Here is a 24,877-nt window from a genome sequence, read left to right as displayed (position 1 = left end):
ACGACGAGTTGAGTTTGAGGCGCGCGTCGGGACGACGGCTGAATCAATTCCCCTGCGGCCTTGTCCGCCGCCGCTTGGTCGACTGCGTCGGCACATCGGCCGGCTCGTCCTTCAGCGCGCCGATCTTGCGCAGCGCTGCGTCAGCGGCGCGCTCGCCGCTGTCCCAGGCGCCGTCGACCGTGCCCCACAGCGTCTCGTGGGTGGCCTCGCCGGCGAGGAATAAATTGCCGATCGGCTCGGTCAGGATTTTTCGCGAGAGCTGGCCGCCGGGCGAGGACGCCGACATCGCGCCCATCACGAAGGGCGAGGCATTCCAGCGCGTCGCGCTGATCTTCTGCACGGTGGCCGCGGCCTCGCTGCCGAACAGTTTTGCGATCCATTCCTTCGCGAAGGCCGCCATCGCCTTCTCGCCCTGCTCCGACAGATCGCGGCCGAACGAGCCGCCGACATCGATCGAGCACAGCGAGGAGCCGCCGATGTTGGCGAACATCAGCGCGGTGCGCGTCGAATTGCTCTGCTCGATGAGGATGTCGTCGCGCGCGAGCCCGAGCGGATTGCCCGGCAGTTGCAGCACGATGTGGTCGTAGCTGCCGAGGCTGAGCTTTGACGCCGCATCCAACGTGCGCTTGGGAATATCGGGCGCGAACTTGATCGCGCCTGCGATCAGCACGTTGGTCGAGACCGTGATGATGGCGGCGCGGGCGGCGATCTTGCCGCCTTGCGTCTCGACGCTGACGTCGCGATTGCTCCAGGTGATGCGGCTCGCCGGCGTCGACAGCGCGACCGGCGCCTGCTCGCCGAGCTTGGTGATGAGCGTACCCAGACCCTGGCGGCAGGCGATCGCGGCATTGCGGTCCTGTGCGCGCGCCTTGTCGATCGCCGACAGCTCCTTCAGGTCCTTGCCGGCAAAGCTCGCGCCCAGCATGAACTCGGCCGCGCCCGCCCAGTCGCCGAGATCCTTCGGCAGCACGGAGGCGCATGAGGTATCGAGCTTGCCGCGCGCGGCCTCGTCGATGGCGCGGTTGGCGCGCACCAGCGCCGCCAGAAATTCCTCGGTCTCGCCGGCACGCGCGTTGCGGCGGCCGATGCGCATCTTCTGGCCCGACGGCGCGGGCAGAACGTCGAGCCCGGCGCTGCGCGCCAGCCGGATCATCGGATTGGTCTCGGGATTGTGCATCCAGCGCGCGCCGCGGTCGAACGGCACGTCGAAGGTCGTCGTATCCGTGATGCAGCGGCCACCGACTTGCGATGCCGCCTCGACCACCACGACCTTGCGATTGGCCGCCATGATGCGCCGCGCTGCGGCAATTCCGGCTGCCCCCGCGCCGATCACGACGATGTCAGCCTCGCGCGGCAGGGGTGCGGCGGTTGCGCGCAGGACTGGCATCGCCGCAAAGGCCGCCGACGCCGAAAGGAAATCGCGGCGCGTGATTGTCATGGCATGGTTTCCGGAGACTTGCGGCGAACGGGAACAGCTCGCGAACCTTGCCGTATCTCATGTTGCACGGCAACCATCATGGTGAATCAATCGTGCTTGATCTCACAGAGTGATGAACCGAATTGCAACACGTTTCGACCATGATAGAGAAGGGAAAAAAGGCGGCCGCAAAAGGCCGCGGGGGAGCTCGACATGGGGACGGTCCTAGATTCAGTCGGCAAGCTGATTGCCGCGTACCTCTCGAAGGAGGTGCCGGGCTATGAGCCGTTCACGCCGAGCGACCCGGAGCACCTGCGCGGCATCATCGAGCCCGGCGACGTGCTGCTGGTCGAGGGCAACAATCGCATCTCCGGCATCATCAAATACCTGACGCAGTCGACCTGGTCGCATGCCGCGCTCTATGTCGGCCCGATCGAGGGTGCGGAAGAGCCCAATGGCGAGCCGCATGTGCTGATCGAGGCCAATATCGGCGAAGGCGTCACCTCGGCGCCCCTGTCGAAATACTTCCCCTATCACACCCGCGTCTGCCGCCCGGTCGGGCTGTCCCATGAGGACCGCACCACGGTCTGCCGCTATGCGATCAACCGTATCGGCTTCGGTTACGACACCAAGAACATCGTCGACCTGATGCGCTTCCTGTTTCCGCTGCCGATACCGCAGCGCTGGCGGCGCCGCATGATCGCGATCGGCTCGGGCGATCCGACCAAGATCATCTGCTCGGCGCTGATCGCGCAGGCGTTCGACGCCGTGCGCTATCCGATCCTGCCCAAGATCACCAAGGCCGGCAGCCGCGCCGCGCGCCGCGAGATCCTGCACATCCGCGATTCCTCGCTCTACATGCCCCGCGACTTCGACATCTCGCCCTATTTCGAAGTCGTCAAACCCACCATCGTGCACGGATTCGACTACACGGCCCTGCACTGGGCCGACAAGCAAAAGCCGCTCGAGGAGGTAGCGGGCACATTCAGTGTGTTTCCAGAAACGATCAGTGCGCCGCCGCTCGTTCCTGAAGCGGCTGACGAAGAGGCGCCGGATAAGATTCCGGCTGAGCAAGTAGACGCGCAGCCCGCGGAAATGGTCGAACGCGCCGCCGCTGAGCATGTCTCGCTGCTGAAGAAGCTGGCGATGTACCGCCCGCGGCGCCGCGGACGGGCGCGCGAGATCGCGGCTTAACTCCGCCGTCGTCCTGGCGAAAGCCAGGACCCATTACCCCTGAGAGACGTTTGGCGAGGACTCGTCGTTCGGTACCGCTACCGAACGCAATCGATAGATTCCGCGGTATGGGTCCTGGCTTTCGCCAGGACGACGTTGGGGAGATATCGTGCGCTTCCCCCCATGACCGAAGAATACGAAACTACCTTTCCGCCCGCCCGATCACTGCCATCAGCTCCACGATCTTGGCGCGCTGGTCGGCCTTGTCGCCGCTCGTGATGGCGTGCTCGACGCAATGGGCGACGTGGTCCTTCAGGACCTCCTCCTCGACCCGGCGCAGCGCGGCGCGCACCGCCGAGATCTGCGTCACGATGTCGATGCAGTAGCGGTCTTCCTCTACCATTTTCGACAGGCCGCGAACCTGGCCCTCGATCCGGCCGAGACGTTTTCCGACAGATGCCTTGATGTCCTTGCGCATGCCGTCTATATACCCCTACCGGGTATGGGTTGCAAGACCGAGCACAAGGCCGGAGCATGGGAATGAGCGACGCGGAACACAGGCATCATCACGACGCGGACGGACACACCGGATGCGGCTGTTCGAGCAAGGCCGCACCACCGCCGAACGACAAGCCCGCGGCAGCCTCATGCTGCGGCGGACATGGCGAACATGCAGGCGACGCCCATCATCACACCCATGACCATGGCACAGCGGCAACGACGGTCCGCGACCCCGTCTGCGGCATGACGGTCGATCCCGCGACGTCCAAGCACCGGTTCGAGCATCACGGCGAGACCTTCCATTTCTGCTCGGCCGGCTGCCGCACCAAGTTCGTCGCCGATCCCGCAAAATACCTCGCCAGGGAGAAGGCGAGCGAGCCGGAGATGCCCGCGGGCACGATCTACACCTGCCCGATGCACCCGCAGATCCGCCAGGTCGGACCCGGCAGCTGCCCGATCTGCGGCATGGCGCTGGAGCCGGAAGTGGCGAGCCTGGAGACCGGCCCCAATCCCGAGCTCGCCGACATGACACGGCGGTTCTGGATCGGCGGCGCGCTGACGCTGCCGCCGGTGGTGCTGGAGATGGGCGGCCACCTCGCGGGCCCGCACAACTGGATCGATGCGACGCTGTCGAACTGGATCCAGCTCGTTTTCGCCACCCCCGTGGTGCTGTGGGCCGGCTGGCCGTTCTTCGTCCGCGGCTGGCAGTCGCTGCTGACGCGCAACCTCAACATGTTCACGCTGATCGCGATGGGCGTCGGAGTCGCTTACGTCTACAGTATCGCCGGCACCGTCGCGCCGCAGATCTTCCCCGCCACCTTCCGCGGCCATGAGGGCGCGGTTGCCGTCTATTTCGAGGCAGCCGCGGTCATCACCGTGCTGGTGCTGCTCGGCCAAGTGCTGGAGCTCCGCGCCCGCGATGCGACGTCGGGCGCGATCAAGGCGCTGTTGCAGCTCGCGCCAAAGACCGCGCGCCGCATAGCGCCTGATGGCAGCGAGCATGAGGTCGAGATCGATACGCTCCATGCCGGCGATCGTCTTCGTGTTCGCCCCGGCGAGAAGGTGCCGGTCGACGGCGTCATCCTGGAGGGGCGCTCCTCGCTCGACGAGTCGCTCGTGACGGGCGAATCCATGCCGGTCACCAAGGAAACCGGCGCCAAGGTCATCGCCGGCACGCTCAACCAGTCCGGCAGCTTCATCATGCGTGCCGACAAGGTCGGGCGGGAGACGCTGCTGTCGCAGATCGTGCAGATGGTCGCCGATGCGCAGCGCTCGCGCGCGCCGATCCAGCGCCTGGCCGATCAGGTCGCCGGCTGGTTCGTTCCCGCCGTCATCGTCGTCGCCCTCGCCGCCTTCGCGGCCTGGGCCTGGTTCGGGCCGGAGCCGCGGCTGGCCTTCGGCCTGGTCGCCGCCGTCAGCGTGCTGATCATCGCCTGCCCCTGTGCGCTCGGGCTCGCGACCCCGATGTCGATCATGGTCGGCGTCGGCCGCGGCGCGCAGGCGGGCGTCCTGATCAAGAACGCGGAATCGCTGGAGCGGATGGAGAAGATCGACACGCTCGTGGTCGACAAGACCGGCACGCTGACCGAGGGGAAGCCCAAGGTGGTCGCGATCGTGCCGGCTTCGGGCTTTGCGGACGACGACATTCTCCGCTTGGCGGCCAGCGTCGAGCGCGCCAGCGAACATCCGCTGGCCGACGCCATCATGCGCGCGGCCAAGGAGAAGCAACTCACACTCGGCCAGGTCGAGCAGTTCGATTCACCGACGGGCAAGGGCGCGACCGGCAAGGTCGACGGCAAGACCATCGTGCTCGGCAACGCGCGATATCTGTCGTCGATCGGGATCGACACCGGGACGCTCGACACCGAGGCCGAACGCCTGCGTGGCGATGGCGCAACGGTCATCAACATGGCCGTCGATGGCCGGCTCGCCGGCCTGTTCGCGATCGCCGATCCGGTCAAGGCCTCGACGCCCGAGGCGCTAAAGGCCCTCGCCGCCGAGGGCATCAAGGTGATCATGCTGACCGGCGACAACCGCACCACGGCGCAAGCGGTGGCGCGCCGGCTCGGCATCGCCGAGGTCGAGGCCGAGGTGCTGCCGGACCAGAAGAGCGCGGTGGTGACGAAGCTGCAAAAGGCCGGCCGCAGCGTCGCGATGGCCGGCGACGGCGTCAACGACGCCCCGGCACTGGCCGCCGCCGAGGTCGGCATCGCCATGGGCACCGGCACTGACGTGGCGATGGAGAGCGCCGGCGTCACCCTGTTGAAGGGTGATCTCACCGGCATCGTGCGCGCGCGAAAGCTGTCGCAGGCGACGATGAGCAACATCCGCCAGAACCTGTTCTTCGCCTTCATCTACAACGCCGCCGGCATTCCGATCGCGGCCGGCATCCTCTATCCGACCTTCGGCGTCCTGCTGTCGCCGATCATCGCCGCGGCGGCGATGGCGCTGTCCTCGGTGAGCGTGGTCGGCAATGCGCTGCGGCTGCGTGCGACCCGGCTGTGAGGGCGTACTCCCTCTCCCCCTTCGGGGAGAGGGTTGGGGTGAGGGGCTGCCGCCACGTAACCGGTAAGAGAAGGACTCGCGGAGAGTCCCCCTCACCCGGAATTCAAGCTAGGCTTGAATTCCGATCTCTCCCCGCAAGCGGGGCGAGGTAAGAAGAGCGATACCCGCGGAGAGGGCCTGATGCAGCGAATTACGATCACGATCGAGGACGATCTGCTGGCGGAGATCGACGCCGCGGCGGAGGCGCGCGGCTACCAGAACCGCTCCGAGATCATCCGCGACCTCGCGCGCGCCGGGCTGCAACAGACGTCAGAGGATACGGCGCAGACCGGCCCCTGCGTCGCCGGCCTCGTCTATGTCTACGACCACGCCGCCCGCGATCTTTCAAAACGCCTGGTGCAGGAATTCCACGGCCATCACGACCTCGCGCTGGCGACGCTGCACGTCCATCTCGACGACAACAATTGCATGGAGATGACGGCGCTGCGCGGCGCGGCGGATGAGGTCAAGCATTTCGCCGACCACATCATCGCCGAACGCGGCGTGCGCTACGGGCGTGTGGTGATGATCCCGACGGGGGAAGGGAAGCAGGGGAAGGTGCGGAAGCATGCGCACCGGCACGAGTAGGTGAATTATCATCGCACGCGAGGTGCGTAACCCTCTCCCCTTGTGAGAGAGGGTGGCTCGCCGCGCAGCGGCGAGACGGGTGAGGAGTTTCTCTCCGTGAGACCGTCTCTCTCGATTTGAGTTCACGGAGAGAAACCCCTCATCCGGCGCTTCGCGCCACCTTCTCCCACAAGGGGAGAAGGGAAGAGCAGCGCACGCGTGGCTCTACGCCGCCTTCGCCGCACTCCCGCACGGCAGGCCCGCGCGCGCGACGCCGCCATACAGCGCCTCGTTCGGCATCTCCTCGCGCAAGATCCTGCGCACTCCGATCAGCTTCTCCAGGTCGATGCCCGTGGCAAAACCCTTGCTCTCGCACAGGAATACGAGATCCTCGAACACGACATTGCCGGTCGCGCCGGGCGCGAAGGGACAGCCGCCGAGGCCGCCGAGCGATCCGTCGAGGATGCGGACGCCTTCGTCCAGTGCCGCCGCGGCGTTGGCGATCCCCATGCCGCGGGTGTCGTGGAGGTGGATGCAGATCGGCTTTTGCCCTGCGAGCTTCACCGCGGCGCGCGACAATTCGACGACCTGCTTCGGGCCGGCATAGCCGACGGTGTCGGCGATCGCGACGAAATCGACGCCGGCCTCAAGGCATTTGTCCACCAGCCGCAAGACCTCGGTCGGATCGACCGCCCCGGTGATCGAGCAGCCCAGCGCCATCGAGATCGCGGCATTCACGAGCGGCTTGTGCGAGCTGGCGTCGCGCATCTCGCAGAGCCGCCTGACATTGGCGATCGCGGATTCGCGCGAGCGGTGGGCGTTGGCCTGGCTGTGCTCTTCCGTGGCCGAGACCACCGACGCGATTTCGCCGACGCCGGATTCGAGCGCCTCATTGACGCCGCGCTCGTTGAGCGCAAGCGCGACGCCATGAGCGCCGGGCAGGCTCGCCACCGCCCCGATGACATCGCGAACGTCGACGAATTGCGGGAAGGTCTTCGCCGGCAGGAACGAGCCGACCTCGAAATGCCGCACGCCCGCGGCATATTCCTCGCGCACCCAGCGCTGCTTGGCCTCGGTCGACGGGAATTGCTTCACGAGCTGGAGCCCGTCGCGCAAGCCCACCTCGCGCAGGCTGACGCGATCCGAGGGGTAAATCGTCTCGATCCGGCTCATGCGCGCTTCCCTTGAACTTTGGATGTGATGTCGGTGTCGATCTCGGCGCGAACGGCGGATGTATCGGCGCCGAGTGGCGCGACCTTCAGACCCTCGCCGAAATGGCTGCCGTTCCACTCGACCGGCAGAGCCGGCACATGGAACGGCTTGCCGTCGGCGGTGACATTGCTGACGAGCCCGCCCGGCCGCAGCACATGGGGATCGGTGAGGAGATCCTCGGGCCGGTTGATCGGCGAAAAGCAGATGTTGAGCGCGTCGAGCTTTTGCGACAGCTCTGCCACCTTCTGCTGCCGGATGATCCCGGCGACGCGCGGAATGATCCGCGGCCGCGCCAGGATACGGTCGGTCGTGGTGCGCAAGGCGGGATCTTCGAGAAGCTCGGCCAGGCCGAACTCGCGGCAAAAGCTCTGCCAGTGCCCCTCGGTCACGACGCCGATGAAGATGCGCTCGCCGTCCGCGGCATCGAAGATATCGTAGATCGGCCAAGCGTGCTCGCGCTCGGGCATCGAGCGCGGCTTGTTGCCGGTCATCTCGTATTCGACCATGTGCTGGGCGACCAGGAACAGGCAGTTCTCGAACAGGCCGATGCGGATGTCGGCACCGTCGCGTTTTCCCCCCCGCTTCTGGTAGAGCGCGGCGAGGATCGCGATCACGCCGAACATGCCGCCCATGATGTCGTTGGCGGAGGAGCCGACGCGCTGCGGCTTCTCCTTCGTGCCGGTCATGGCAGCGAGCCCCGACATCATCTGCACGACCTCGTCGAGCGCGGGGCGATGCTCATAGGGGCCGGACAGAAAGCCCTTGTGGCCGGCGATGATCAGATGCGGATGCCGGCGGCGTAATTCCTCGGCACCTAACCCCTGCTTCTCCAGCAGGCCATCGCGAAAATTCTCCAGGAACACGTCGGCCGTCGCGAGCAGACGGTCCATGGTGTCGCGATCCTCGGGCTTCTCAAAGTCCAGCACGACGCTGCGCTTGCCGCGGTTGAACAGCGGAAAGAATGCTGTCCCCATGCCGCCGAGAGAACGGGTCTTGTCGCCTGAGGGCGGCTCCACCTTGATCACCTCGGCGCCGAGCTGCGCGAGGATCATGCCGCAGGTCGGACCCATGACCATGTGGGTCATCTCGACGACCCGCACGCCTTCGAGCGGCAATCCGGCCTCAGTCATGCGTCACTCCCTGTTCGTCCATCCAAGAGACTAGGCCTTCACAAGCCTTCTGAAAATATAATCTGTCGAAGATTGCCTTCGCAGTTCTAGAACGCTTGATCGCTCATGGATTCACGCCAGCTCCGCTATTTCATCGCCGTCTACGAGCAGCGGAACCTGTCGCGCGCGGCCGACCAGGTGAACGTCGCGCAGTCCGCGCTCAGCCATCATATCTCGAACCTGGAGGCCGAGTTCGCAACGCCGCTGTTCGAGCGCAAGTCGCGCGGCATGGAACCGACGGCGGCCGGCGAGCGGCTCTATGAGCACGCGCGCATCATCCTGCGCGCGATGGCGGAGGCCGAGACCGAGGTGCGCGAGGGCGCCCGCGTCATCGCCGGCGAGATCTCGATCGGCATGGCCAATTCCGGCGTCAAGGCGATCGGCGTCGAGCTGATGCGCACGGTGCTGACCAAATACCCCAAGCTCAAATTGTCGCTGACCGAGAGCCTGTCCGGCGCGACGCTGATGCACCTGATGGTCTCCAACGTCGACCTCGCGCTGGTCTACAATCCGCCGTCGGAGAAGGAGTTGATCACGGAGGCCGTGCTCGAGGAGGAGATGTTCCTGGTCGGCATTCCGAAACTGGTCGGCAAGGGCAAGGCGCCGATTCGCTTCGAGGCGCTGAACCGCTTGCCGCTGATCCTGCTTCGCTACGGTCTCGGCCTGTCCTCGCGCGCGTTGCTGGACGATCCGGTCCTGCTCAAGCGGCTGGAAGGCGGCGCGATCCTGCACGCCAACTCGATCACCGGCATGACCGGCGCGCTGGTGGAAGGGCTCGGCTGCACCATCGCGACAAAGCTGTTCGCGCGGGAGGAGCTCGCGGCCGGCCGGCTGGTCGCACGCAAGGTGATCGAGCCGAAGCTGACCCGCACGCTCTATCTCTGTCGCCTGCGCAACCGCCCGATGACCTACGCCATGGAAGAGATGCGCCGCCTGATGCTCGCATTGATCGCCGAGCAGGTGCGCAGCGGCGGCTGGCAGGCGGAGCTGGTGGGGTAAGGGACACGAGATAGACGCCGCGGCGACGGTGCGCTCCCTCGCCCCGTTCTTACGGGGAGAGGGTTGGGGTGAGGGGCTGCCTCCGCGTAAACGGTGAGAATTGGACTCGCGGAGATTCCCCCTCACCCGGAATTTGCTGACGCAAATTCCGGCGTCTCCCCGCACGCGGGGAGAGGCAAAAAACACGAGTTCGAAATTCTCGAACGCTTCCATCGATATGTTCTTCTGGATTTCCGCCCTCGACCGGCCAACATGGCGCGATCCGGCAGAGTTCACGACACGCAACACAGATGAACCGCCGGGAAACGCGCGCGACCTGCGCGCCACGGGGAGGACATCATGAGCGTTGTCGGCATCGACACAGGCTTTGAGCTCGGCACCGCGCCATCCGTGCCCGACGAGATCTCGCGGCGGCTCGAGGCCATGCCGGGGACGTCCTATGTCTGGCGCCTCGTCATCCTGCTCTCGCTCGGCGGCTGCTTCGAGATATACGATCTGTTCCTCACCGGCTATATCGCGCCGGGCCTGAGCCGCAGCGGACTCCTGAGCACGACGACGCAGGCGTTCTTCGGCTTCGCGGGCATCGGCGCCTTCGTCGCCGCGACCTTTGCCGGCCTGTTCGTCGGCACCTTCTTCCTCGGCTTCCTCGCCGACCGCTTCGGCCGGCGCGCGATCTTCACCTATGCGCTGCTCGGCTACACCGCGGCCTCCGTGATCATGGCCTGCCAGACCTCTCCGGAAGGTCTTCTGCTCTGGCGTTTCCTCGCCGGCATCGGCATCGGCGTCGAGGTCATCACCATCGACGCCTACATCACCGAGCTAGTGCCGAGCCGGATGCGCGGGCGCGCCTTCGCGGTGAACCAGTCCATCATGTTCGTCGCCGTTCCCGTCGTCGCCTTCCTCGCCTGGTGGCTGGTGCCGCTCGCGCCTTACGGCGTCGAGGGCTGGCGCTGGGTGGTGCTGGTCGGCGCCGCCGCCAGCATGATCATCTGGGTGCTCAGGCTGTTCCTGCCCGAAAGCCCGCTCTGGCTGGCGCGGCACGGCCGTAACGAAGAGGCGCTGCGCATCCTGACGATGCTGGAGGCCGCCAGCGGCGGCGTCGGCTCACGGCCCCCTACGTCGCCTGCGCGCCAGGCGGTGCGATCGACCACGAATGTCGGCTTCGCCGATTTGTTCCGGCCGCCCTATCTCTCGCTCGTGGTCCTGTTCATGGTTTTCAACCTCTGCCAGGCCTTCGGCTTCTACGGCTTTGCCAATTGGGTGCCGACGCTGCTGGTCGAGAAGGGCATCAACGTCACCAAGAGCCTGCAATATTCCTTCATCGTCGCTGTTGCCTATCCGATCGCGCCGCTGCTCGCCTCGAGCTTCGCCGACAAATTCGAGCGGCGCTGGATCATCGCCGGCGCCTGCGTCGCCATCATCATCTTCGGCATGGGGTTCGCGCAATTGACCGAGCCCGCGCTGCTGATCGCCTGCGGCGTGCTGCTGACGGCCTCCAACACCACGATGTCCTACGCCTACCACGCCTATCAGACCGAAGTGTTTCCGACCCAGATCCGGGCGCGGGCTTCCGGCCTCGTCTATTCGATGAGCCGGCTGAGCGCGACGTTCTCGGGCTTCATCGTCGCCTACATGCTGAGGGAGGCCGGCGCCACCGGCGTGTTCGGCCTGATCACCGCGGCCATGCTGATCGTGGTGATCGCGATGGCGCTGTTTGGTCCGAACGTGCGCGGCAAGCCGCTGGATGCGATGTAGCTCGGTCGTCATTGCGAGGAGCCCTTGCGACGAAGCAATGACGGAGGGGAGGCGATTTCGGCGAATATGGCTCTCACCGTGATCGCGGAGATGGCCCTCACCCCAACCCTCCCAGCGCGAGCGAAGCTCGTCGCGCCCCCCCCCCGCGAAGGGCGGGGAGAGGCGGACGGACTTGCCGAAGCGACCCGGCATGTCTACCTCTCGCGGGTGGTTTCGTGAGAGGGTCCCCCCATGCTGGATGCCGCCGTGAAGGCGCTGTCGCAAATGATCTCGCCGCCGATGCGCTCGATCCTGTGGCGATCGATCGGGCTTGCGCTCGTGCTGATCACCGTGCTGGCGATCGGGTTGCAGCGGCTGCTCAGCTGGTTTGCGACCTATGGCGAAGTCTGGCTCGAGGGCCTGCTCGGTCCCGGCTGGCATACTTCGCTCGAGGTCCTGGCCTGGATCGTCTCGATCGCGGCGGGCCTGGGCGTCGTGTTCGGGGCGGTGTTCCTGATGCCGGCGATCACTTCGCTGGTGGCGAGCCTGTTCGTCGACGACGTCGCCGACCATGTCGAGCGCGAACACTATCCCGCCGAACGGCCGGGCGTGGCGCTGCCTTTCAGCCAGGCGATCTACGAGGGCGTCAAGACCGCGTCGCTGACCATCCTGGTCTATCTGATCGCGCTGCCCTTCGTGTTGCTGGCCGGCGCCGGTTTCCTGATCTTCTTCCTCGCCACGGCCTGGCTGCTGGGACGCGAATATTTCGAGCTCGCTGCGATGCGCTTCCGCTCGCCGGAGGAAGCCAAGGCGATGCGGCGCGACAATGCCGCGACCATCTTCGCCGCCGGCCTGATCATCGCGGCCTTCGTCTCGATCCCGATCGTGAATTTGGCGACGCCGATCTTCGGCATGGCCTTCATGGTCCACATGCACAAGCGGCTGTCCGGCCCGCGCCCCGAGCTGATCGAGCCGGCGCGGCAGATGCGGTGACGGCGACGACGTCACCGGCACTCCGCATTTGCCTCAGACCGTCTTCTCCGGCCACCGGCAAAGATCGTTGATCAGGCACACCTCGCAGCGCGGCTTGCGTGCGAGGCACGTATAGCGGCCGTGCAGGATCAGCCAATGATGGGCATGCAGCATGAACTCGGCCGGGATCACCTTTTCGAGACCAAGCTCGACTTCCAGCGGCGTCTTGCCGGGCGCGAGCCCGGTGCGGTTGCCGACACGGAAGACATGCGTGTCCACCGCCATGGTGTGCTCGCCAAAGGCCATGTTGAGCACGACGTTGGCGGTCTTGCGCCCGGCGCCGGGCAGCGACTCGATCTCGGCCCGCGTGCGCGGCACCTCGCCGCCGAATTCGCTGAGCACCTTGGCTGACAGCGCGATCACGTTCCTGGCCTTGGTGCGATAGAGGCCGATGGTCTTGATGTAGTCGCGCAGGCGCTCCTCGCCGAGGTCGAGCATCTTCTGCGGCGTGTCGGCGACCTCGAACAACGCGCGCGTCGCCTTGTTGACGCCGGCGTCGGTGGCCTGCGCCGACAGCACCACGGCGACCAGCAGCGTGAACGGATTGACGTGCTCGAGCTCCCCCTTCGGCTCCGGATTGGCCTTGCGGAAACGGCTGAAGACCTCGTGGATCTCGGCCGGCGTCCAGGGTTTGACGGCCTTGAGCGATTTCTTCGCAGGGGCCCTCGGCTTCGCCACAGCCGCCTTTGCTTTTTTCTTCGGCACGGCTGCTTTGCGCGGGACCGGCTTGCGGGTGATTTTCGCCATGATCGGGATATACTGAGGGACGATGAGCACAGGCAACGAAATTGAGCGCAGGGACTGTGAAGATCAGAGCGAAGCTCAAATCTTCTCGGCGCTGCTGACGCCGCACCGCTCGCTGAACCGCACCGGCTTCCTCGCCGTGATGCTGTTCCTGAGCGCCGTCAGCTTCGTCACCGGCCTCGTCTTCCTGATGATGGGCGCGTGGCCGGTGCTCGGCTTTTTCGGCCTCGACGTGCTGGTGATCTGGTGGGCCTTCAAGGTTAATTTCCGCGCGGCGCGGGCCAGCGAGGAGATCGTGGTCACGCCCTCGGAACTGCGGGTGCGGCGCATCAGCCATCGCGGCCAGGTCGCCGAATGGACGTTCAATCCGCTTTGGGTCCGGCTCGACCTGGAGGTCGACGAGGATTTTGGCCTCGAACACCTCTACCTGATCTCGCGCGGCCGCCGGCTCCAGCTCGCCGGATTTTTGGGGCCTGAAGAAAAAACGAGCTTTTACAATGGCTTGGTTGAGGCGCTGAACGCCGCCAAGCGGGGACCGACCTTCAACCCCATTCGCTGACGTCACGTCGGAAATCGGGTGGTTTCGAGCTGCCCCCTCTCCTACATTTCCGGTCATGATGACACTCGCGATACATGATCAGCGCCTGACCAAGCCGGGCTCCCAGAACGCCGCGCTGCGCGACTATGACTCGGTGCGCCGGGCGATCGCCTTCATCTCGGAGAACTGGCGCACGCAGCCGACCATCGAGGCGATGGCGGATGCGGCCGGCGTCACACCCGATGAGCTGCACCATCTGTTCCGCCGCTGGGCCTCGATCACGCCGAAGGCTTTCATGCAGGCGCTGACGCTCGACCACGCCAAGGGCCTGCTGCGGGATTCCGCGAGCGTGCTCGACGCCGCGCTCGACTCCGGCCTGTCGGGGCCGGGCCGGCTGCACGATCTCTTCGTCACCCATGAGGCGATGTCGCCGGGTGAATGGAAGAACGGCGGCGCGGGCCTCATCCTGCGCTACGGCTTTCATCCCTCGCCGTTCGGCACCGCCATCGTGATCGCGACCGATCGTGGATTGTCGGGACTTGCCTTCGCCGATCCCGGCGAGGAAAACGCAGCGCTTGCCGACATGATGCGGCGCTGGCGGAATGCAACTTACGTCGAGGATCACGAAGGCACCGCCCCGCTCGCCCAGCGCATCTTCGACACGAAGCTGTGGCGGCCGGACCAGCCGCTGCGCGTGGTGATGATCGGCACCGATTTCGAGGTGCGGGTCTGGGAAACGCTGCTGAAGATCCCAATGGGACGCGCGGTGTCCTATTCCGACATCGCCTGCAACATCAACAGCCCGAAGGCCTCGCGCGCCGTCGGCGCGGCCGTCGGCAAGAACCCGGTTTCCTTCGTCGTGCCCTGCCACCGCGCGCTCGGCAAGAGCGGCACGCTCACCGGCTATCACTGGGGCATCACCCGCAAGCAGGCGATGCTGGGCTGGGAGGCGGGAAAGCTTGGGGTGCAGTAGGCATTCGCCATGCCGCCCCCGCATGGTCGTCCTGGCGAAAGCCAGGACCCATTACCCCAGGGAGATGTTGCGGCATCGACTGCCGACCACCAGTCATCGCAAAACTGATGACGGTGGCTATGGGTCCTGGCTTTCGCCAGGACGACACTGATTGTTTGGCCGGCTCCGTCGCGTCTCAAGCGAATCGTCTTTACCCCGCCAGATCCAGCTTCGAGGCCACCGTCGAATCCGCGTTGAGCCGGTAGATGATCGGCACACCCGTGGCGAGCTCGCGCTTCAGGATGCCCTCCGGCGACAGCTTCTCCAGCACCATGATCAGGGCGCGCAGCGAGTTGCCGTGGGCGGCGACCAGCGTGCGCTTGCCGTTGAGCACGGCGGGCAAGATCTCCTGCACGTAATAGGGCAGCGCGCGCGCCAGCGTGTCCTTCAGGCTTTCGCCGCCGGGCGGCGGCACGTCGTAGGAGCGGCGCCAGATCAGCACCTGGTCCTCGCCCCATTTCTTGCGGGCGTCGTCCTTGTTGAGGCCGGAGAGATCGCCATAGTCGCGCTCGTTCAGCGCGAGGTTCTTCTCCGTGGGCAGCCCCTCCTGGCCGAGCTCGCCGAGGATGAGGTCGAGCGTGTGCTGCGCGCGCGTCAGCACCGAGGTGTAGGCGACGTCGAACACCAGCCCCTGCGCCTTCAGCTTGCGGCCGGCTTCCCTGGCCTCGGTGACGCCGAGCTCGGTGAGATCAGGATCCTTCCACCCCGTGAACAGGTTCTTCAGATTCCATTCGCTCTGGCCGTGGCGGACGAGCACGAGAAGACGTTCGCTCATTGATGACTTTCCGTTATTTTCGTTCAGATATCGGCGAGGCCGAGCACGTCGGCCATGGAGTAGTGCCCCGGCTTCTTGCCATGCGCCCACAGCGCCGCCTTCAGCGCGCCGTGCGCGAACAGCATGCGGTCCTCGGCCTGATGCGACAGCGTCAGGCGCTCGAACGGGCCGAGGAAGCTGACGCTGTGGTCGCCGGCCGCGGTGCCGCCGCGCAAGGAGGCGAAGCCGATGTCGCCCGGCCGGCGCGCGCCGGTGATGCCGTCGCGGCCGCGCGCCGCGTGATCGTCGAGCGAGATGCCGCGGCCGGCCGCCGCCGCCTGCCCCAGCATCAGCGCGGTGCCCGAGGGCGCGTCAATCTTCATGCGGTGGTGGGTTTCGACGATCTCGATATCGAAGCTCTCGTCGAGCGCCATGGCGACGCGCTTGACCACCGCGGCGAGCAGGTTGACGCCGAGGCTCATATTGCCTGATTGCACCACGACCGCGCGATTGGTGACGCTCTTGATCACGGCGTTGTCGGAACTCGAAAGCCCGGTGGTGCCGACGACATGCACGATGCCGCGTTCGGCGGCGATCGCGACGTTGGCGATGGTCGCGGCCGGCACGGTGAAATCGAGGATGCCGTCGGCCTCCTTCGACATCGCCCAGAGATCGGCCGAGACCTTGATGCCATTGGCCGGCAGGCCCGCGAGCACGCCGGCATCCTTGCCGAGCAGCTCGGAACCCGGCGCCTCCAGCGCGCCGGCCAGCACCGCGCCTTTGCTCTCCGCAATCGCCCGCGTCAGCGCCCGGCCCATCCGGCCGCCGGCTCCAGCAACAATCAAGCGCATGTCGGACATGGTGTGATCCTCTTCGGGGCCGTTGTAGCGGGGGGATGCAGTTCCGGCAACCGAGGGGGAGCAGGCGGCGGTGACGCCACGTTCACCGTCATTCCGGGGCGGCTCGCAGAGCCGAACCCGGAATCTCGAGATTCCGGGTTCGCCTTCGGCGCCCCGGAATGACGGTGCGGCTCAGCCGTCCGACGGCTGCGGGCCGTCATAGCCCTCGATGATGATGAGGTCGGCGACCGAGTGCGGCTGGCGCACCTTGATGTTGGCCTGGTATTCCGGCGAGTTGTAGCAGGCGATCGCGGTCTCGTAGTCCGGGAATTCGATCACGACGTTGCGGGTGCGGCTGGCGCCTTCGACGGTGGTGAACTTGCCGCCGCGGACGACGAAGCGGCCACCCCATTTCTTGAAGATCGTACCGTTGGCGACGACATAAGGCTTGTAGCCCTCGTCATTGTTCACATCGACGCGCCCGATCCAGTAGCCTTTTGCCATTGTTCTTCTCCCTGTGTTGTTGTCTCTATTTGAGCATGATTTGATCGGAAAACCGCTGCACACTTTGCGCTAACGCGGCCTTCCGGCTCCGGATCATGCTCCCAGCGCCTGCGCAATCTCGGCCTGGATGACATCTGCGATCGCCTTGGGATCGGTGGCTTCCACCACCGGGCGCCCGACGACGAGATAATCGGCGCCCGCGGTGATCGCACGGCCCGGCGTCATGATGCGTTTCTGATCGCCACTTGCCGAGCCCGCCGGCCGGATGCCGGGCGTGACGAGGCTCATCTGGTGGCCGACAATCTTGCGCAAAGCGCCCACTTCCTCGGGCGACGACACCAGCCCGTCGATGCCAAGCACCTGCGCCTGCTGCGCGCGCGCTTCGACGAGCTCGGAGACGCCGAGCCGGAAACCTGCCGCGTGCAGATCGTCGTCGTTGTAGGAGGTCAGCACAGTGACGGCGAGGATCTTCAGGTTCGAGCTGCCGCGGCCTTCGACGGCGCCCTTCATGGTCTGCGGATAAGCGTGCACGGTGAGGAAGGTCGCGCCCAGCCTGGTGATGCTCTCGACGCCTTGCGCCACGGTGTTGCCGATGTCGTGCAGCTTGAGATCGAGAAAGACCTTCTTGCCCTTGTCGGCGAGCCTGGCAACGAGCGGCAAGCCGCCGGCATAAGCGAGGCGATAGCCGATCTTGTAGAACGTGACGCTGTCGCCGAGCCTTGCGATCATCGCCTCCGCGACATCAACGCTCGGCAGATCGAGCGCAACGATCAGGCGGTCTTTCGGGGCGATCTCGGCTGGCGTCATGTCACCTCACATCATGCGTTGGGAAATGTCGATCAACTGCGCTACCAGCTCCTTCAACGCGGCGATATCGCCCTCGTTCTTGAGCCTGTCCATATCGTCATAGGCCTCTCCCGCAAAGGCGAGCGTGAGCTGGCTGGCAATCACATTGGCGTGGCAGGAGGTCAGGATCAGCCGCAACGCCTGGAGCGCGCGGGCCGTGCCGAGCCGGCTCTGCGAGGCGCCGGCGAGCGCGAAGGGGCGGTTGCGGAACACCTCGCCGCGCGCCTCGTGCAGCTCATGCACGCGGCTGACCCAGTCGATCGCGTTCTTCAGCAGCGGCGGCACCGAGGCATTGTATTCGGGCGAAACGATCAGCACGCCATGATGCGCGCCGATCATGCGCTTGAGGTTGATCGCGTGCTTGGGCACGCCTGACTTGGCCTGGAGATCGCCGTCGTAGATCGGCAGCGGAAAATCGGCGAGCGAGATGCGGGTGACGTCGACGCCGGCCTGGGCGAATTCATAGGCGGCGACCGCGGCCAGCTTCGCATTGTGCGAGCCGGTGCGCAGCGAGCCGGGAATGATCAGGATTTTCGGTGCGGACATCCGATCCAATGCTTCGGCGAAACGAGCCCGCCGCGCAAAGACGAATGCCGACGGAATTAATCCTTGCGATACACCCAGACGCGGGCCGGCGGAAGGTTCATCCAGATCCGTTCCGAGGCCTCTGTGGATACGCCGGGCAGCGATTTCGGAATCGGCGGCACCACCGCATAGGTGAACTGGACGAAGGGCGCGCCGGGCGCGAGCGCCGTAAAAGCGTCGCGAACGAGCCGCAGCCGCGTCAGCATCGGTTTGGTGACGAGCGGCAGGCCGGAGACGACCGCGGATGCCGGCGCGCTCAGCACGTTCCAGAGCGTGTCGCGCAGGCGATAGGCATCACCCTGCACGACCTTGGCCTGCGGATAGCGGTCGCGCAGCAGTGCGCAGAAGCCGGGATTGTACTCGACGAGGACGAGACGCTTCTGGTCGACGCCACGTTCGACCAGGGCCGAGGTGATCGCGCCAGTACCGGGGCCGAGCTCGACCACAGGTGCGTCCGAGTTGACGTCGACGTAATGCGCCATGGTCCGGGCCAGCAGCTTGCCCGACGGCATCACTGCGCCCATGTGGAGGGGCTTTTCGATCCACGATCTGAGAAAGCGCACCTCGTCATCAAGACGGGGCTTCTTCAACGCACGCGCGGACGATGGCAATGGCATGTCTGGACCGGACGGGACCGCGCGACCGCGGCGTGTCAGAAAATGGTCATAAAGACGTATAGGCCGAAGGCGGTACGGTCAAGACGAGTCAATTCGCCCGATTACCGAAGAAATCCTTGACCTTGGCGAAGAAGCCCTCGGATTCCGGCTGGGTGTTGCCGGAGGAGAGCTTTTCGAACTCGGCCAGCAATTCCTGCTGCTTTTTGGTGAGATTCTGCGGGGTTTCGACCACGACCTGAACGTACATGTCGCCCGTCTGGCGCGAGCGCAGTATCGGCATGCCTTTTGATGCAATGCGGAATCGACGGTTGGACTGGGTCCCGGCGGGCACTTTCACCTTGGCCTTGCCCTTCTCGATGGTCGGCACCTCGAATTCGCCGCCAAGGGCGGCCGTCACCATCGAGATCGGCACCCGGCAATGCAGATCGGCGCCGTCGCGCTGGAAGAACTGGTGCTGGGCCAGCGACAGGAAGATGTAGAGGTCGCCGGGCGGACCGCCCCGGACACCGGCCTCGCCTTCGCCGGCGAGCCTGATCCGCGTGCCGTCCTCGACGCCCTGGGGAATGTTGACTGACAGCGTCCGCTCGCGGGTCACACGGCCCTGACCCGAGCAGGACGGGCAGGCGTCCTCGATCATCTGGCCGCGGCCCTGGCAGCCCGGACAGGTCCGCTCCAACGTGAAGAAGCCCTGCGACTGCCGCACGCGGCCGGCGCCGCCGCAGCTCGAGCAGGTCTTCGGCTTGGTGCCGGCCTTGGCGCCGATGCCCGAGCAGGCCTCGCAGGTGACCGAGACCGGGATCTCGATCTGCGCGGTCTTGCCGCCGAAGGCTTCCTCGAGCGTGATTTCCATGTTGTAGCGCAGGTCGGCGCCGCGCTCGCGGCCGCCACGGCCGCGCTGTCCGGCCATGCCGAACAGGTCCTCGAAAATATCGGAGAAGGAGGAGGCGAAGCCCGCGCCGAAACCGGCACCGCCGCCGGGACCGCCCTGCTCGAAGGCCGCATGGCCGAAACGGTCATAGGCCGCGCGCTTGTCCTTGTCCTTCAGGACCTCGTAGGCCTCGTTGATTTCCTTGAACTTGACCTCGCTGGTGTCGTCCCCGGGATTGCGGTCGGGGTGGAACTTCATCGCGAGCTTGCGGAACGACGACTTCAACTTGGATTCGTCGGCGTCACGTTCGACTTCGAGGGTCTCGTAGTAGCAGCGCTTGGTGGACGTGGACATGTTGAACTCGGTCTATCCAATCGCGATTCAAACCGGGGCGAAACAACGTTGCCACGCAACGATATAGGCGCCCCTCCGCTTCGCGGCAGAGGGCAGCATGGCAGCGTTGAGAATAACGGCTGGAAATTGATCGATCGTAACGGGAGCGGCGCCCGTCGACCTCGACACGGAAGCCTCCCCCGCGAAGGGGGAGGCTGGAGAGGTGTATGGGGTCCAAGCCGTCCGCATCATCACCCTCTTGGGGTTCAGGCGGACTTCTTGTTGTTCTTGTCGTCGTCGACTTCGGTGAATTCCGCGTCGACGACGTCGTCCTTGGCCGCGTCCTTCTTGGCGTCGGCCTCGGCCTGCTGCTTGTACATGGCCTCGCCGAGCTTCATCGAAGCCTGGGCCAGCGTCTGGGTCTTGGCCTTGATCGCCTCGGCATCGTCGCCCTTCAGCGCTTCCTTGAGGTCGCTGACGGCATCCTCGATGGCGCGGCGCTCGGTCTCGGCGACCTTCGAACCGTGCTCGGCCAGCGCCTTCTCGGTCGAATGCACCAGTCCGTCCGCCTCGTTCTTGGCCATCACGGCCTCGCGGCGCTTCTTGTCCGCTTCGGCATTGGCCTCGGCGTCCTTGACCATCTTCTCGATGTCGGCTTCCGACAGACCGCCGGAGGCCTGGATGCGAATCTGCTGCTCCTTGCCGGTGGCCTTGTCCTTGGCCGAGACGTTGACGATGCCGTTGGCGTCGATGTCGAAGGTCACCTCGATCTGCGGCATGCCGCGCGGGGCCGGCGGAATGCCCATCAGGTCGAACTGGCCGAGCATCTTGTTGTCGGCCGCCATTTCACGCTCGCCCTGGAAGACGCGGATGGTGACCGCGTTCTGATTGTCCTCGGCGGTCGAGAACACCTGGCTCTTCTTGGTCGGGATCGTGGTGTTGCGGTCGATGATGCGGGTGAACACGCCGCCCAGCGTCTCGATGCCCAGCGACAGCGGGGTCACGTCGAGCAGCAGCACGTCCTTGACGTCGCCCTGGAGCACGCCGGCCTGGATCGCGGCACCGATCGCCACGACTTCGTCCGGGTTGACGCCCTTGTGCGGCTCCTTGCCGAACAGCTGCTTCACGACTTCCTGGACCTTCGGCATGCGCGACATGCCGCCGACCAGAACGACTTCGCCGATCTCACCGGCGGTGACGCCGGCGTCCTTCAGCGCCTTGCGGCAGGGCTCGACGGTCTTCTGGATGAGGTCGTCGACCAGCGCCTCGAACTTGGCGCGGGTGAGCTTCATCGTCAGATGCTTCGGGCCGGTCTGGTCCGCGGTGATGAAGGGCAGGTTGATCTCGGTCTGCGTCGTCGACGACAGCTCGATCTTGGCCTTTTCAGCGGCTTCCTTCAGGCGCTGCAACGCGAGCTTGTCGTTGCGCAGGTTGATGCCCTGCTCCTTCTGGAACTCGTCGGCGAGATAGCCGACCAGGCGCATGTCGAAGTCTTCGCCGCCGAGGAAGGTGTCGCCGTTGGTCGACTTCACCTCGAACACGCCGTCGCCGATTTCGAGAATGGAGATATCGAACGTGCCGCCGCCGAGATCGTACACGGCGATCGTGCCGGTCTTGGTCTTGTCCAGACCATAGGCGAGCGCGGCCGCGGTCGGCTCGTTGATGATGCGCAGCACTTCAAGGCCCGCGATCTTGCCGGCGTCCTTGGTCGCCTGGCGCTGGGCGTCGTTGAAGTAGGCGGGAACGGTGATGACGGCCTGGTCGACCTTCTGGCCGAGATGGGCTTCCGCGGTCTCCTTCATCTTCTGCAAGATGAACGCCGAGACCTGCGAGGGCGAGTAGGTCTGGCCGTCGGCCTCGACCCAAGCGTCGCCGTTGGAAGCCTTCACGATCTTGTACGGAACGAGCTTCTTGTCCTTCTCGACCATCGGGTCGTCGTAGCGGCGGCCGATGAGGCGCTTCACTGCGAAGAAGGTGCGCTCGGGATTGGTGACGGCCTGGCGCTTGGCCGGCTGGCCGACGAGGCGCTCACCGTCATCAGTGACGGCGACGATCGAAGGCGTCGTGCGCATGCCCTCGGAATTCTCGATGACTTTGGCGTTCTTGCCATCCATTACGGCGACGCACGAATTCGTGGTGCCGAGGTCGATCCCAATGACCTTTCCCATGGTCCTGATATCCTTCTTTTTGCGGCAGGTTGGTTGGGCCCAGAAGGCACCCGAACCGAAACCCCCTAAGATCAAACATTCGCGATATTGCGATGGTTGAGGCTCATATAGGAGGGGGGGAGGGGCCCGCAAGGACCGAAGCAACGTTTCGGCCGTGAAAACATTGGGTTTTGGAGGATCATATCCGGGCCCAACCGCCCTTGCGGGTGAGGAATTATTAACAGGTTCGGGCTTCGGCAAGCCCCGGTTACCGCAATCCGCCCTGCCCTGTTGCGGCAAGGCCAAACCCGCTAAAAGGCGGACCGGCCGGAGCGGCGCACCCAGGCTGCTTCGCGCGACAAAGCGGCCCGGTGTCCGACCATCGAACGGCCTCAATATGAACCAATCAGAGTGCCCATGAAGCTGACCCGCCCCCTCGCCGCGCTCGCCCTGCTCATTGCCTCCGCGCTTCCGGCCTTTGCGGCCGACGTCGTTTTCCCCCCTGGCTTGCGCCTCGGCATGGTGCCGCTGATCGGCCTCAGCACGGCCAAGACCTTTCCGGGCTTCGAGAGCGAGGACGGCACCGTCAAGGTGCTGATCACCGAGCTGCCGCCGGCCGCCTATGGCGAGGTCGCGAGCGCCTTCAATTCCAATCCGGCCGGCGCCAGCGGCGTCAAGCAGGACAAGATCGAGACCCCCGCGGGCCTTGCCTATTTCACCACCGAAAGCGGCAAGGCCGGCGAGACCCCGGTGAAGCGCTATTCGATGATCGTGCCAGGCGCCGGCTTCTCCGGCTATGTCGCGGTGCAGATCCCGGAGAACGCGACCAAGATCTACACCGACGAGGCGGTGCGGCAGATGTTTGCGAGCGCCGTCACCCGCAAGCAGGTCTCGGCCGAAGAGCAGATCGCGCTGATGCCGTTCAAGATCACCGATCTCGCCAATTTCAAGGACATCCGCACGCTGGCGCCGGGCTCCAGCATCATCCTGGCCGACGGCGACGAGAGCACGGGCTATGAATCGAAGCCGTTCATGATCCTCGGCCTGATCGGCGCCACCCCGCAGCAGCCCGACGACCGCGCCCGCTTTGCCCAGGAGGCGGCGCTCCAGATCCCCGGCGTGCGCGAGTCGCGCGTCACCATGTCCGAGCCGATCCGCATCAACGGCCAGCAGGGTTTCGAAACCCGGATCGACGGCGTCAGCGGCAAGGACAAGACCCCCGTGACCGTGGTGCAGTGGATCCGCTTCTCAAGCGGCGGCGCCTCGCTGCGCATCATCGCCAGTGCCCCGCGCGACCAGTGGCCCGCCGCCTTCACCCGCTTCCGCGCCGTGCGGGACGGCATCCAGCCGAAGGGGTAAGAACGCTCGTCCAACAACCTCGGTGTCGTCCCGGCCTAGCACGCAATTGCGCGCGGGGGGCCGGGACCCATAACCACAGGGAGTGGTTACGGGGCGCGCTGGTAACTCCGAGTCCTCGCAAAACTATTGCTGCGGCGTATGGGTCCCGGCCTTCGCCGGGACGACGAGGAGATAGCACGCCCAAGCGCTGGACAGAACCGGCTGCATTTTCGGGCTTCTGTTCGTATACGAACGGAACTAGGCTTCCCTCCATTGGATCATCCTGGAGGGAGGCGAACGATGCTGGATCGGCGACATATCTTGTTGGCGGCGCTGGGAACGACGGCGCTGGCGACCCTTGCGCCAACCGCACTTCTGGCAGCCGCGTCGATCAAGCCGGACGACGCATCCGCGCTGCTCGTGATCGACGTGCAGAACTGCTTCCTGCCGGGCGGCAGCCTCGCGGTGAAGGAAGGCGAGCAGGTGGTGCCCGTCATCAACAAGATCTCGAAAGCGTTTTCGAACGTGGTGATGACGCAGGACTGGCACACGCCCGGCCATGTCTCGTTCGCCTCGGTGCATTCCGGCAAGAAGCCGTTCGAGACCATCGATCTGCCTTACGGCAAGCAGGTGCTGTGGCCCGACCATTGCGTGCAGGGCACCGACGGCGCCTCGCTGTCGAAGGACCTTTCGATCCCGCATGCCGAGCTCATCATCCGCAAGGGTTTTCACAAGGACGTCGACAGCTATTCGGCCTTCCTCGAAGCCGACGGCAAGACGTCGACCGGCCTCGCCGGCTATTTGAAGGGCCGCAAGATCAAGCGCGTCTTCGTCGCTGGCCTCGCGACGGATTTCTGCGTCGCCTGGACCGCGCTCGACGCGCGCAAGGCGGGCTTTGAGGTCTATGTCGTGGAAGACGCCTGCCGCGGCATCGACACGCAGGGCTCGCTGGCAAAAGCCTGGGCCGACATGGCCAAAGCCGGCGTGAAGCGGATTCAGTCTGCGGATATCGCGGTCGGCGCGTAGTCGACTCGAACGACTGCCAGACCCTCATCCTGAGAGCCTGACCGAAAAAGGTGAGCGGCTTTAGCTGGCCTGTGATTCCTTCGGATTTGCAAAGATTCGAGGGAGGACACCATGCCGTGGACCAAAGCCGCTCGTATCAAGTATCAGCGCAGTGGACTGCGTTACACAAGTGATCTGACCGATGCAGAGTGGGCGTTGATCTCCCGGAAGATGCCGCCGCGACGGCGATTGGGCCGGCCGCGGGAGGTTAATCTGCGCGAGATCGTGCAGGCGATCTTCTATATTCTGTCGAGCGGCTGCCAGTGGCGAGCCTTGCCGAAGGAGTTCCCGCCATACTCGACGGTTCAGGGCTATTTTTACGCTTGGCGCGACACGGGT

24 protein-coding genes are annotated in these 24,877 nt (G+C 65.4%); 11 read left to right on the top strand and 13 right to left on the bottom strand.

What is annotated here, in order from left to right:
- Nucleotides 1–43: 43 nt before the first annotated feature.
- Nucleotides 44–1,438: a flavin monoamine oxidase family protein gene (locus BM118_RS30545; protein ID WP_092190290.1), complete on the bottom strand. Its 1,395-nt coding sequence runs from the start codon at nucleotides 1,436–1,438 to the stop codon at nucleotides 44–46.
- Between the two features lie 192 nt (nucleotides 1,439–1,630).
- Here BM118_RS30545 and BM118_RS30540 point away from each other — a divergent pair, with 192 nt between their 5' ends.
- Nucleotides 1,631–2,611, top strand: coding sequence for a YiiX/YebB-like N1pC/P60 family cysteine hydrolase (locus tag BM118_RS30540; protein WP_092190288.1), 981 nt, complete (start codon nucleotides 1,631–1,633; stop codon nucleotides 2,609–2,611).
- Between the two features lie 181 nt (nucleotides 2,612–2,792).
- Here the strand turns inward: BM118_RS30540 and BM118_RS30535 are convergent, their stop codons facing one another.
- Nucleotides 2,793–3,068, bottom strand: coding sequence for a metal-sensitive transcriptional regulator (locus BM118_RS30535; RefSeq protein ID WP_092190286.1), 276 nt, complete (start codon nucleotides 3,066–3,068; stop codon nucleotides 2,793–2,795).
- 62 nt (nucleotides 3,069–3,130) lie between these two features.
- Between BM118_RS30535 and BM118_RS30530 the strand changes: the two genes are divergently transcribed.
- Together BM118_RS30530 and nikR are read left to right on the top strand one after the other, a co-directional pair.
- Nucleotides 3,131–5,596: a heavy metal translocating P-type ATPase gene (locus BM118_RS30530; protein ID WP_177234851.1), complete on the top strand. Its 2,466-nt coding sequence runs from the start codon at nucleotides 3,131–3,133 to the stop codon at nucleotides 5,594–5,596.
- 180 nt (nucleotides 5,597–5,776) lie between these two features.
- Nucleotides 5,777–6,223, top strand: coding sequence for a nickel-responsive transcriptional regulator NikR (gene nikR / locus BM118_RS30525; RefSeq protein WP_092190282.1), 447 nt, complete (start codon nucleotides 5,777–5,779; stop codon nucleotides 6,221–6,223).
- A gap of 204 nt (nucleotides 6,224–6,427) precedes the next feature.
- On the opposite strand, the gene BM118_RS30520 is transcribed toward nikR, so the two are convergent.
- The gene (locus BM118_RS30520; RefSeq protein ID WP_092190280.1) at nucleotides 6,428–7,375 is read right to left on the bottom strand and encodes a hydroxymethylglutaryl-CoA lyase; all 948 of its coding nucleotides are present in this window, start codon (nucleotides 7,373–7,375) and stop codon (nucleotides 6,428–6,430) included.
- The gene (locus tag BM118_RS30515) at nucleotides 7,372–8,544 is read right to left on the bottom strand and encodes a CoA transferase (RefSeq protein WP_092190278.1); all 1,173 of its coding nucleotides are present in this window, start codon (nucleotides 8,542–8,544) and stop codon (nucleotides 7,372–7,374) included. Before BM118_RS30515 ends, BM118_RS30520 begins: the two co-directional genes overlap by 4 nt.
- 105 nt (nucleotides 8,545–8,649) lie before the next feature.
- Here BM118_RS30515 and BM118_RS30510 point away from each other — a divergent pair, with 105 nt between their 5' ends.
- The 3 genes from BM118_RS30510 (at nucleotide 8,650) to BM118_RS30500 (ending at nucleotide 12,309) form a co-directional block, all read left to right on the top strand.
- On the top strand, nucleotides 8,650–9,582 hold the full coding sequence (locus tag BM118_RS30510; RefSeq protein WP_092190276.1) for a LysR family transcriptional regulator: 933 nt from the start codon (nucleotides 8,650–8,652) through the stop codon (nucleotides 9,580–9,582).
- A 339-nt stretch (nucleotides 9,583–9,921) separates the two neighbouring features.
- Nucleotides 9,922–11,337, top strand: a complete 1,416-nt coding sequence (locus BM118_RS30505; RefSeq protein ID WP_092190274.1) for an MFS transporter — start codon at nucleotides 9,922–9,924, stop codon at nucleotides 11,335–11,337.
- A gap of 231 nt (nucleotides 11,338–11,568) precedes the next feature.
- On the top strand, nucleotides 11,569–12,309 hold the full coding sequence (locus tag BM118_RS30500) for a sulfate transporter family protein (RefSeq protein ID WP_092190272.1): 741 nt from the start codon (nucleotides 11,569–11,571) through the stop codon (nucleotides 12,307–12,309).
- Between the two features lie 33 nt (nucleotides 12,310–12,342).
- On the opposite strand, the gene nth is transcribed toward BM118_RS30500, so the two are convergent.
- Nucleotides 12,343–13,095 carry an endonuclease III gene (gene nth / locus BM118_RS30495; RefSeq protein WP_177234850.1) on the bottom strand — a complete coding sequence of 251 codons (753 nt, stop codon included), beginning with the start codon at nucleotides 13,093–13,095 and terminating at the stop codon, nucleotides 12,343–12,345.
- Between the two features lie 22 nt (nucleotides 13,096–13,117).
- On the opposite strand from nth, the gene BM118_RS30490 reads away from it, so the two are divergent.
- Nucleotides 13,118–13,651, top strand: coding sequence for a DUF2244 domain-containing protein (locus tag BM118_RS30490; protein WP_092190268.1), 534 nt, complete (start codon nucleotides 13,118–13,120; stop codon nucleotides 13,649–13,651).
- 55 nt (nucleotides 13,652–13,706) lie between these two features.
- Nucleotides 13,707–14,603, top strand: a complete 897-nt coding sequence (locus tag BM118_RS30485) for a methylated-DNA--[protein]-cysteine S-methyltransferase (protein WP_092190266.1) — start codon at nucleotides 13,707–13,709, stop codon at nucleotides 14,601–14,603.
- A 190-nt stretch (nucleotides 14,604–14,793) separates the two neighbouring features.
- Here BM118_RS30485 and BM118_RS30480 read toward each other — a convergent pair whose 3' ends face one another.
- The 8 genes from BM118_RS30480 to dnaK all read right to left on the bottom strand — a co-directional run bounded on the left by BM118_RS30480 (nucleotide 14,794) and on the right by dnaK (nucleotide 22,156).
- A complete protein-coding gene (locus BM118_RS30480) occupies nucleotides 14,794–15,417 on the bottom strand; it encodes a 2,3-bisphosphoglycerate-dependent phosphoglycerate mutase (RefSeq protein ID WP_092190264.1) in 624 nt (207 codons plus the stop codon).
- A 23-nt stretch (nucleotides 15,418–15,440) separates the two neighbouring features.
- A complete protein-coding gene (gene dapB, locus BM118_RS30475) occupies nucleotides 15,441–16,256 on the bottom strand; it encodes a 4-hydroxy-tetrahydrodipicolinate reductase (protein WP_092190262.1) in 816 nt (271 codons plus the stop codon).
- Between the two features lie 171 nt (nucleotides 16,257–16,427).
- Complete coding sequence (locus BM118_RS30470) at nucleotides 16,428–16,739, bottom strand: DUF1330 domain-containing protein (protein WP_092190261.1); 312 nt, start codon at nucleotides 16,737–16,739, stop codon at nucleotides 16,428–16,430.
- Nucleotides 16,740–16,832: 93 nt separating this feature from the next.
- Nucleotides 16,833–17,546, bottom strand: a complete 714-nt coding sequence (pyrF, locus tag BM118_RS30465) for an orotidine-5'-phosphate decarboxylase (RefSeq protein WP_092190259.1) — start codon at nucleotides 17,544–17,546, stop codon at nucleotides 16,833–16,835.
- Nucleotides 17,547–17,552: 6 nt separating this feature from the next.
- Nucleotides 17,553–18,131, bottom strand: a complete 579-nt coding sequence (locus BM118_RS30460; protein ID WP_092190257.1) for an NADPH-dependent FMN reductase — start codon at nucleotides 18,129–18,131, stop codon at nucleotides 17,553–17,555.
- Nucleotides 18,132–18,187: 56 nt separating this feature from the next.
- A complete protein-coding gene (locus BM118_RS30455) occupies nucleotides 18,188–18,787 on the bottom strand; it encodes a class I SAM-dependent methyltransferase (RefSeq protein WP_092190255.1) in 600 nt (199 codons plus the stop codon).
- An 88-nt stretch (nucleotides 18,788–18,875) separates the two neighbouring features.
- Nucleotides 18,876–20,009: a molecular chaperone DnaJ gene (gene dnaJ / locus BM118_RS30450; protein ID WP_092190253.1), complete on the bottom strand. Its 1,134-nt coding sequence runs from the start codon at nucleotides 20,007–20,009 to the stop codon at nucleotides 18,876–18,878.
- Nucleotides 20,010–20,254: 245 nt separating this feature from the next.
- Nucleotides 20,255–22,156, bottom strand: a complete 1,902-nt coding sequence (dnaK, locus tag BM118_RS30440; protein WP_092190252.1) for a molecular chaperone DnaK — start codon at nucleotides 22,154–22,156, stop codon at nucleotides 20,255–20,257.
- Nucleotides 22,157–22,552: 396 nt separating this feature from the next.
- On the opposite strand from dnaK, the gene BM118_RS30435 reads away from it, so the two are divergent.
- The 3 genes from BM118_RS30435 to BM118_RS30425 all read left to right on the top strand — a co-directional run.
- Nucleotides 22,553–23,494 carry a hypothetical protein gene (locus tag BM118_RS30435; RefSeq protein WP_177234849.1) on the top strand — a complete coding sequence of 314 codons (942 nt, stop codon included), beginning with the start codon at nucleotides 22,553–22,555 and terminating at the stop codon, nucleotides 23,492–23,494.
- 279 nt (nucleotides 23,495–23,773) lie between these two features.
- Nucleotides 23,774–24,499 carry a bifunctional nicotinamidase/pyrazinamidase gene (gene pncA / locus BM118_RS30430; protein WP_092190249.1) on the top strand — a complete coding sequence of 242 codons (726 nt, stop codon included), beginning with the start codon at nucleotides 23,774–23,776 and terminating at the stop codon, nucleotides 24,497–24,499.
- 111 nt (nucleotides 24,500–24,610) lie between these two features.
- A partial coding sequence (locus BM118_RS30425) for a transposase (protein WP_143099512.1) occupies nucleotides 24,611–24,877 on the top strand: 267 nt, incomplete at its 3' end.

Source organism: Bradyrhizobium sp. cf659 (genome assembly GCF_900113725.1).
GTDB lineage: Bacteria > Pseudomonadota > Alphaproteobacteria > Rhizobiales > Xanthobacteraceae > Bradyrhizobium.
This window is presented reverse-complemented; position numbering and strand designations above follow the sequence as displayed.

Bases quoted from the DNA above. Each gene is read 5' to 3' on its own strand.
- BM118_RS30545 (WP_092190290.1), bottom strand. From the start codon at position 1,438: ATGACAATCACGCGCCGCGATTTCCTTTCGGCGTCGGCGGCCTTTGCG.
- BM118_RS30540 (WP_092190288.1), top strand. From the start codon at position 1,631: ATGGGGACGGTCCTAGATTCAGTCGGCAAGCTGATTGCCGCGTACCTC.
- BM118_RS30535 (WP_092190286.1), bottom strand. From the start codon at position 3,068: ATGCGCAAGGACATCAAGGCATCTGTCGGAAAACGTCTCGGCCGGATC.
- BM118_RS30530 (WP_177234851.1), top strand. From the start codon at position 3,131: ATGAGCGACGCGGAACACAGGCATCATCACGACGCGGACGGACACACC.
- nikR (WP_092190282.1), top strand. From the start codon at position 5,777: ATGCAGCGAATTACGATCACGATCGAGGACGATCTGCTGGCGGAGATC.
- BM118_RS30520 (WP_092190280.1), bottom strand. From the start codon at position 7,375: ATGAGCCGGATCGAGACGATTTACCCCTCGGATCGCGTCAGCCTGCGC.
- BM118_RS30515 (WP_092190278.1), bottom strand. From the start codon at position 8,544: ATGACTGAGGCCGGATTGCCGCTCGAAGGCGTGCGGGTCGTCGAGATG.
- BM118_RS30510 (WP_092190276.1), top strand. From the start codon at position 8,650: ATGGATTCACGCCAGCTCCGCTATTTCATCGCCGTCTACGAGCAGCGG.
- BM118_RS30505 (WP_092190274.1), top strand. From the start codon at position 9,922: ATGAGCGTTGTCGGCATCGACACAGGCTTTGAGCTCGGCACCGCGCCA.
- BM118_RS30500 (WP_092190272.1), top strand. From the start codon at position 11,569: ATGCTGGATGCCGCCGTGAAGGCGCTGTCGCAAATGATCTCGCCGCCG.
- nth (WP_177234850.1), bottom strand. From the start codon at position 13,095: ATGGCGAAAATCACCCGCAAGCCGGTCCCGCGCAAAGCAGCCGTGCCG.
- BM118_RS30490 (WP_092190268.1), top strand. From the start codon at position 13,118: ATGAGCACAGGCAACGAAATTGAGCGCAGGGACTGTGAAGATCAGAGC.
- BM118_RS30485 (WP_092190266.1), top strand. From the start codon at position 13,707: ATGATGACACTCGCGATACATGATCAGCGCCTGACCAAGCCGGGCTCC.
- BM118_RS30480 (WP_092190264.1), bottom strand. From the start codon at position 15,417: ATGAGCGAACGTCTTCTCGTGCTCGTCCGCCACGGCCAGAGCGAATGG.
- dapB (WP_092190262.1), bottom strand. From the start codon at position 16,256: ATGTCCGACATGCGCTTGATTGTTGCTGGAGCCGGCGGCCGGATGGGC.
- BM118_RS30470 (WP_092190261.1), bottom strand. From the start codon at position 16,739: ATGGCAAAAGGCTACTGGATCGGGCGCGTCGATGTGAACAATGACGAG.
- pyrF (WP_092190259.1), bottom strand. From the start codon at position 17,546: ATGACGCCAGCCGAGATCGCCCCGAAAGACCGCCTGATCGTTGCGCTC.
- BM118_RS30460 (WP_092190257.1), bottom strand. From the start codon at position 18,131: ATGTCCGCACCGAAAATCCTGATCATTCCCGGCTCGCTGCGCACCGGC.
- BM118_RS30455 (WP_092190255.1), bottom strand. From the start codon at position 18,787: ATGCCATTGCCATCGTCCGCGCGTGCGTTGAAGAAGCCCCGTCTTGAT.
- dnaJ (WP_092190253.1), bottom strand. From the start codon at position 20,009: ATGTCCACGTCCACCAAGCGCTGCTACTACGAGACCCTCGAAGTCGAA.
- dnaK (WP_092190252.1), bottom strand. From the start codon at position 22,156: ATGGGAAAGGTCATTGGGATCGACCTCGGCACCACGAATTCGTGCGTC.
- BM118_RS30435 (WP_177234849.1), top strand. From the start codon at position 22,553: ATGAAGCTGACCCGCCCCCTCGCCGCGCTCGCCCTGCTCATTGCCTCC.
- pncA (WP_092190249.1), top strand. From the start codon at position 23,774: ATGCTGGATCGGCGACATATCTTGTTGGCGGCGCTGGGAACGACGGCG.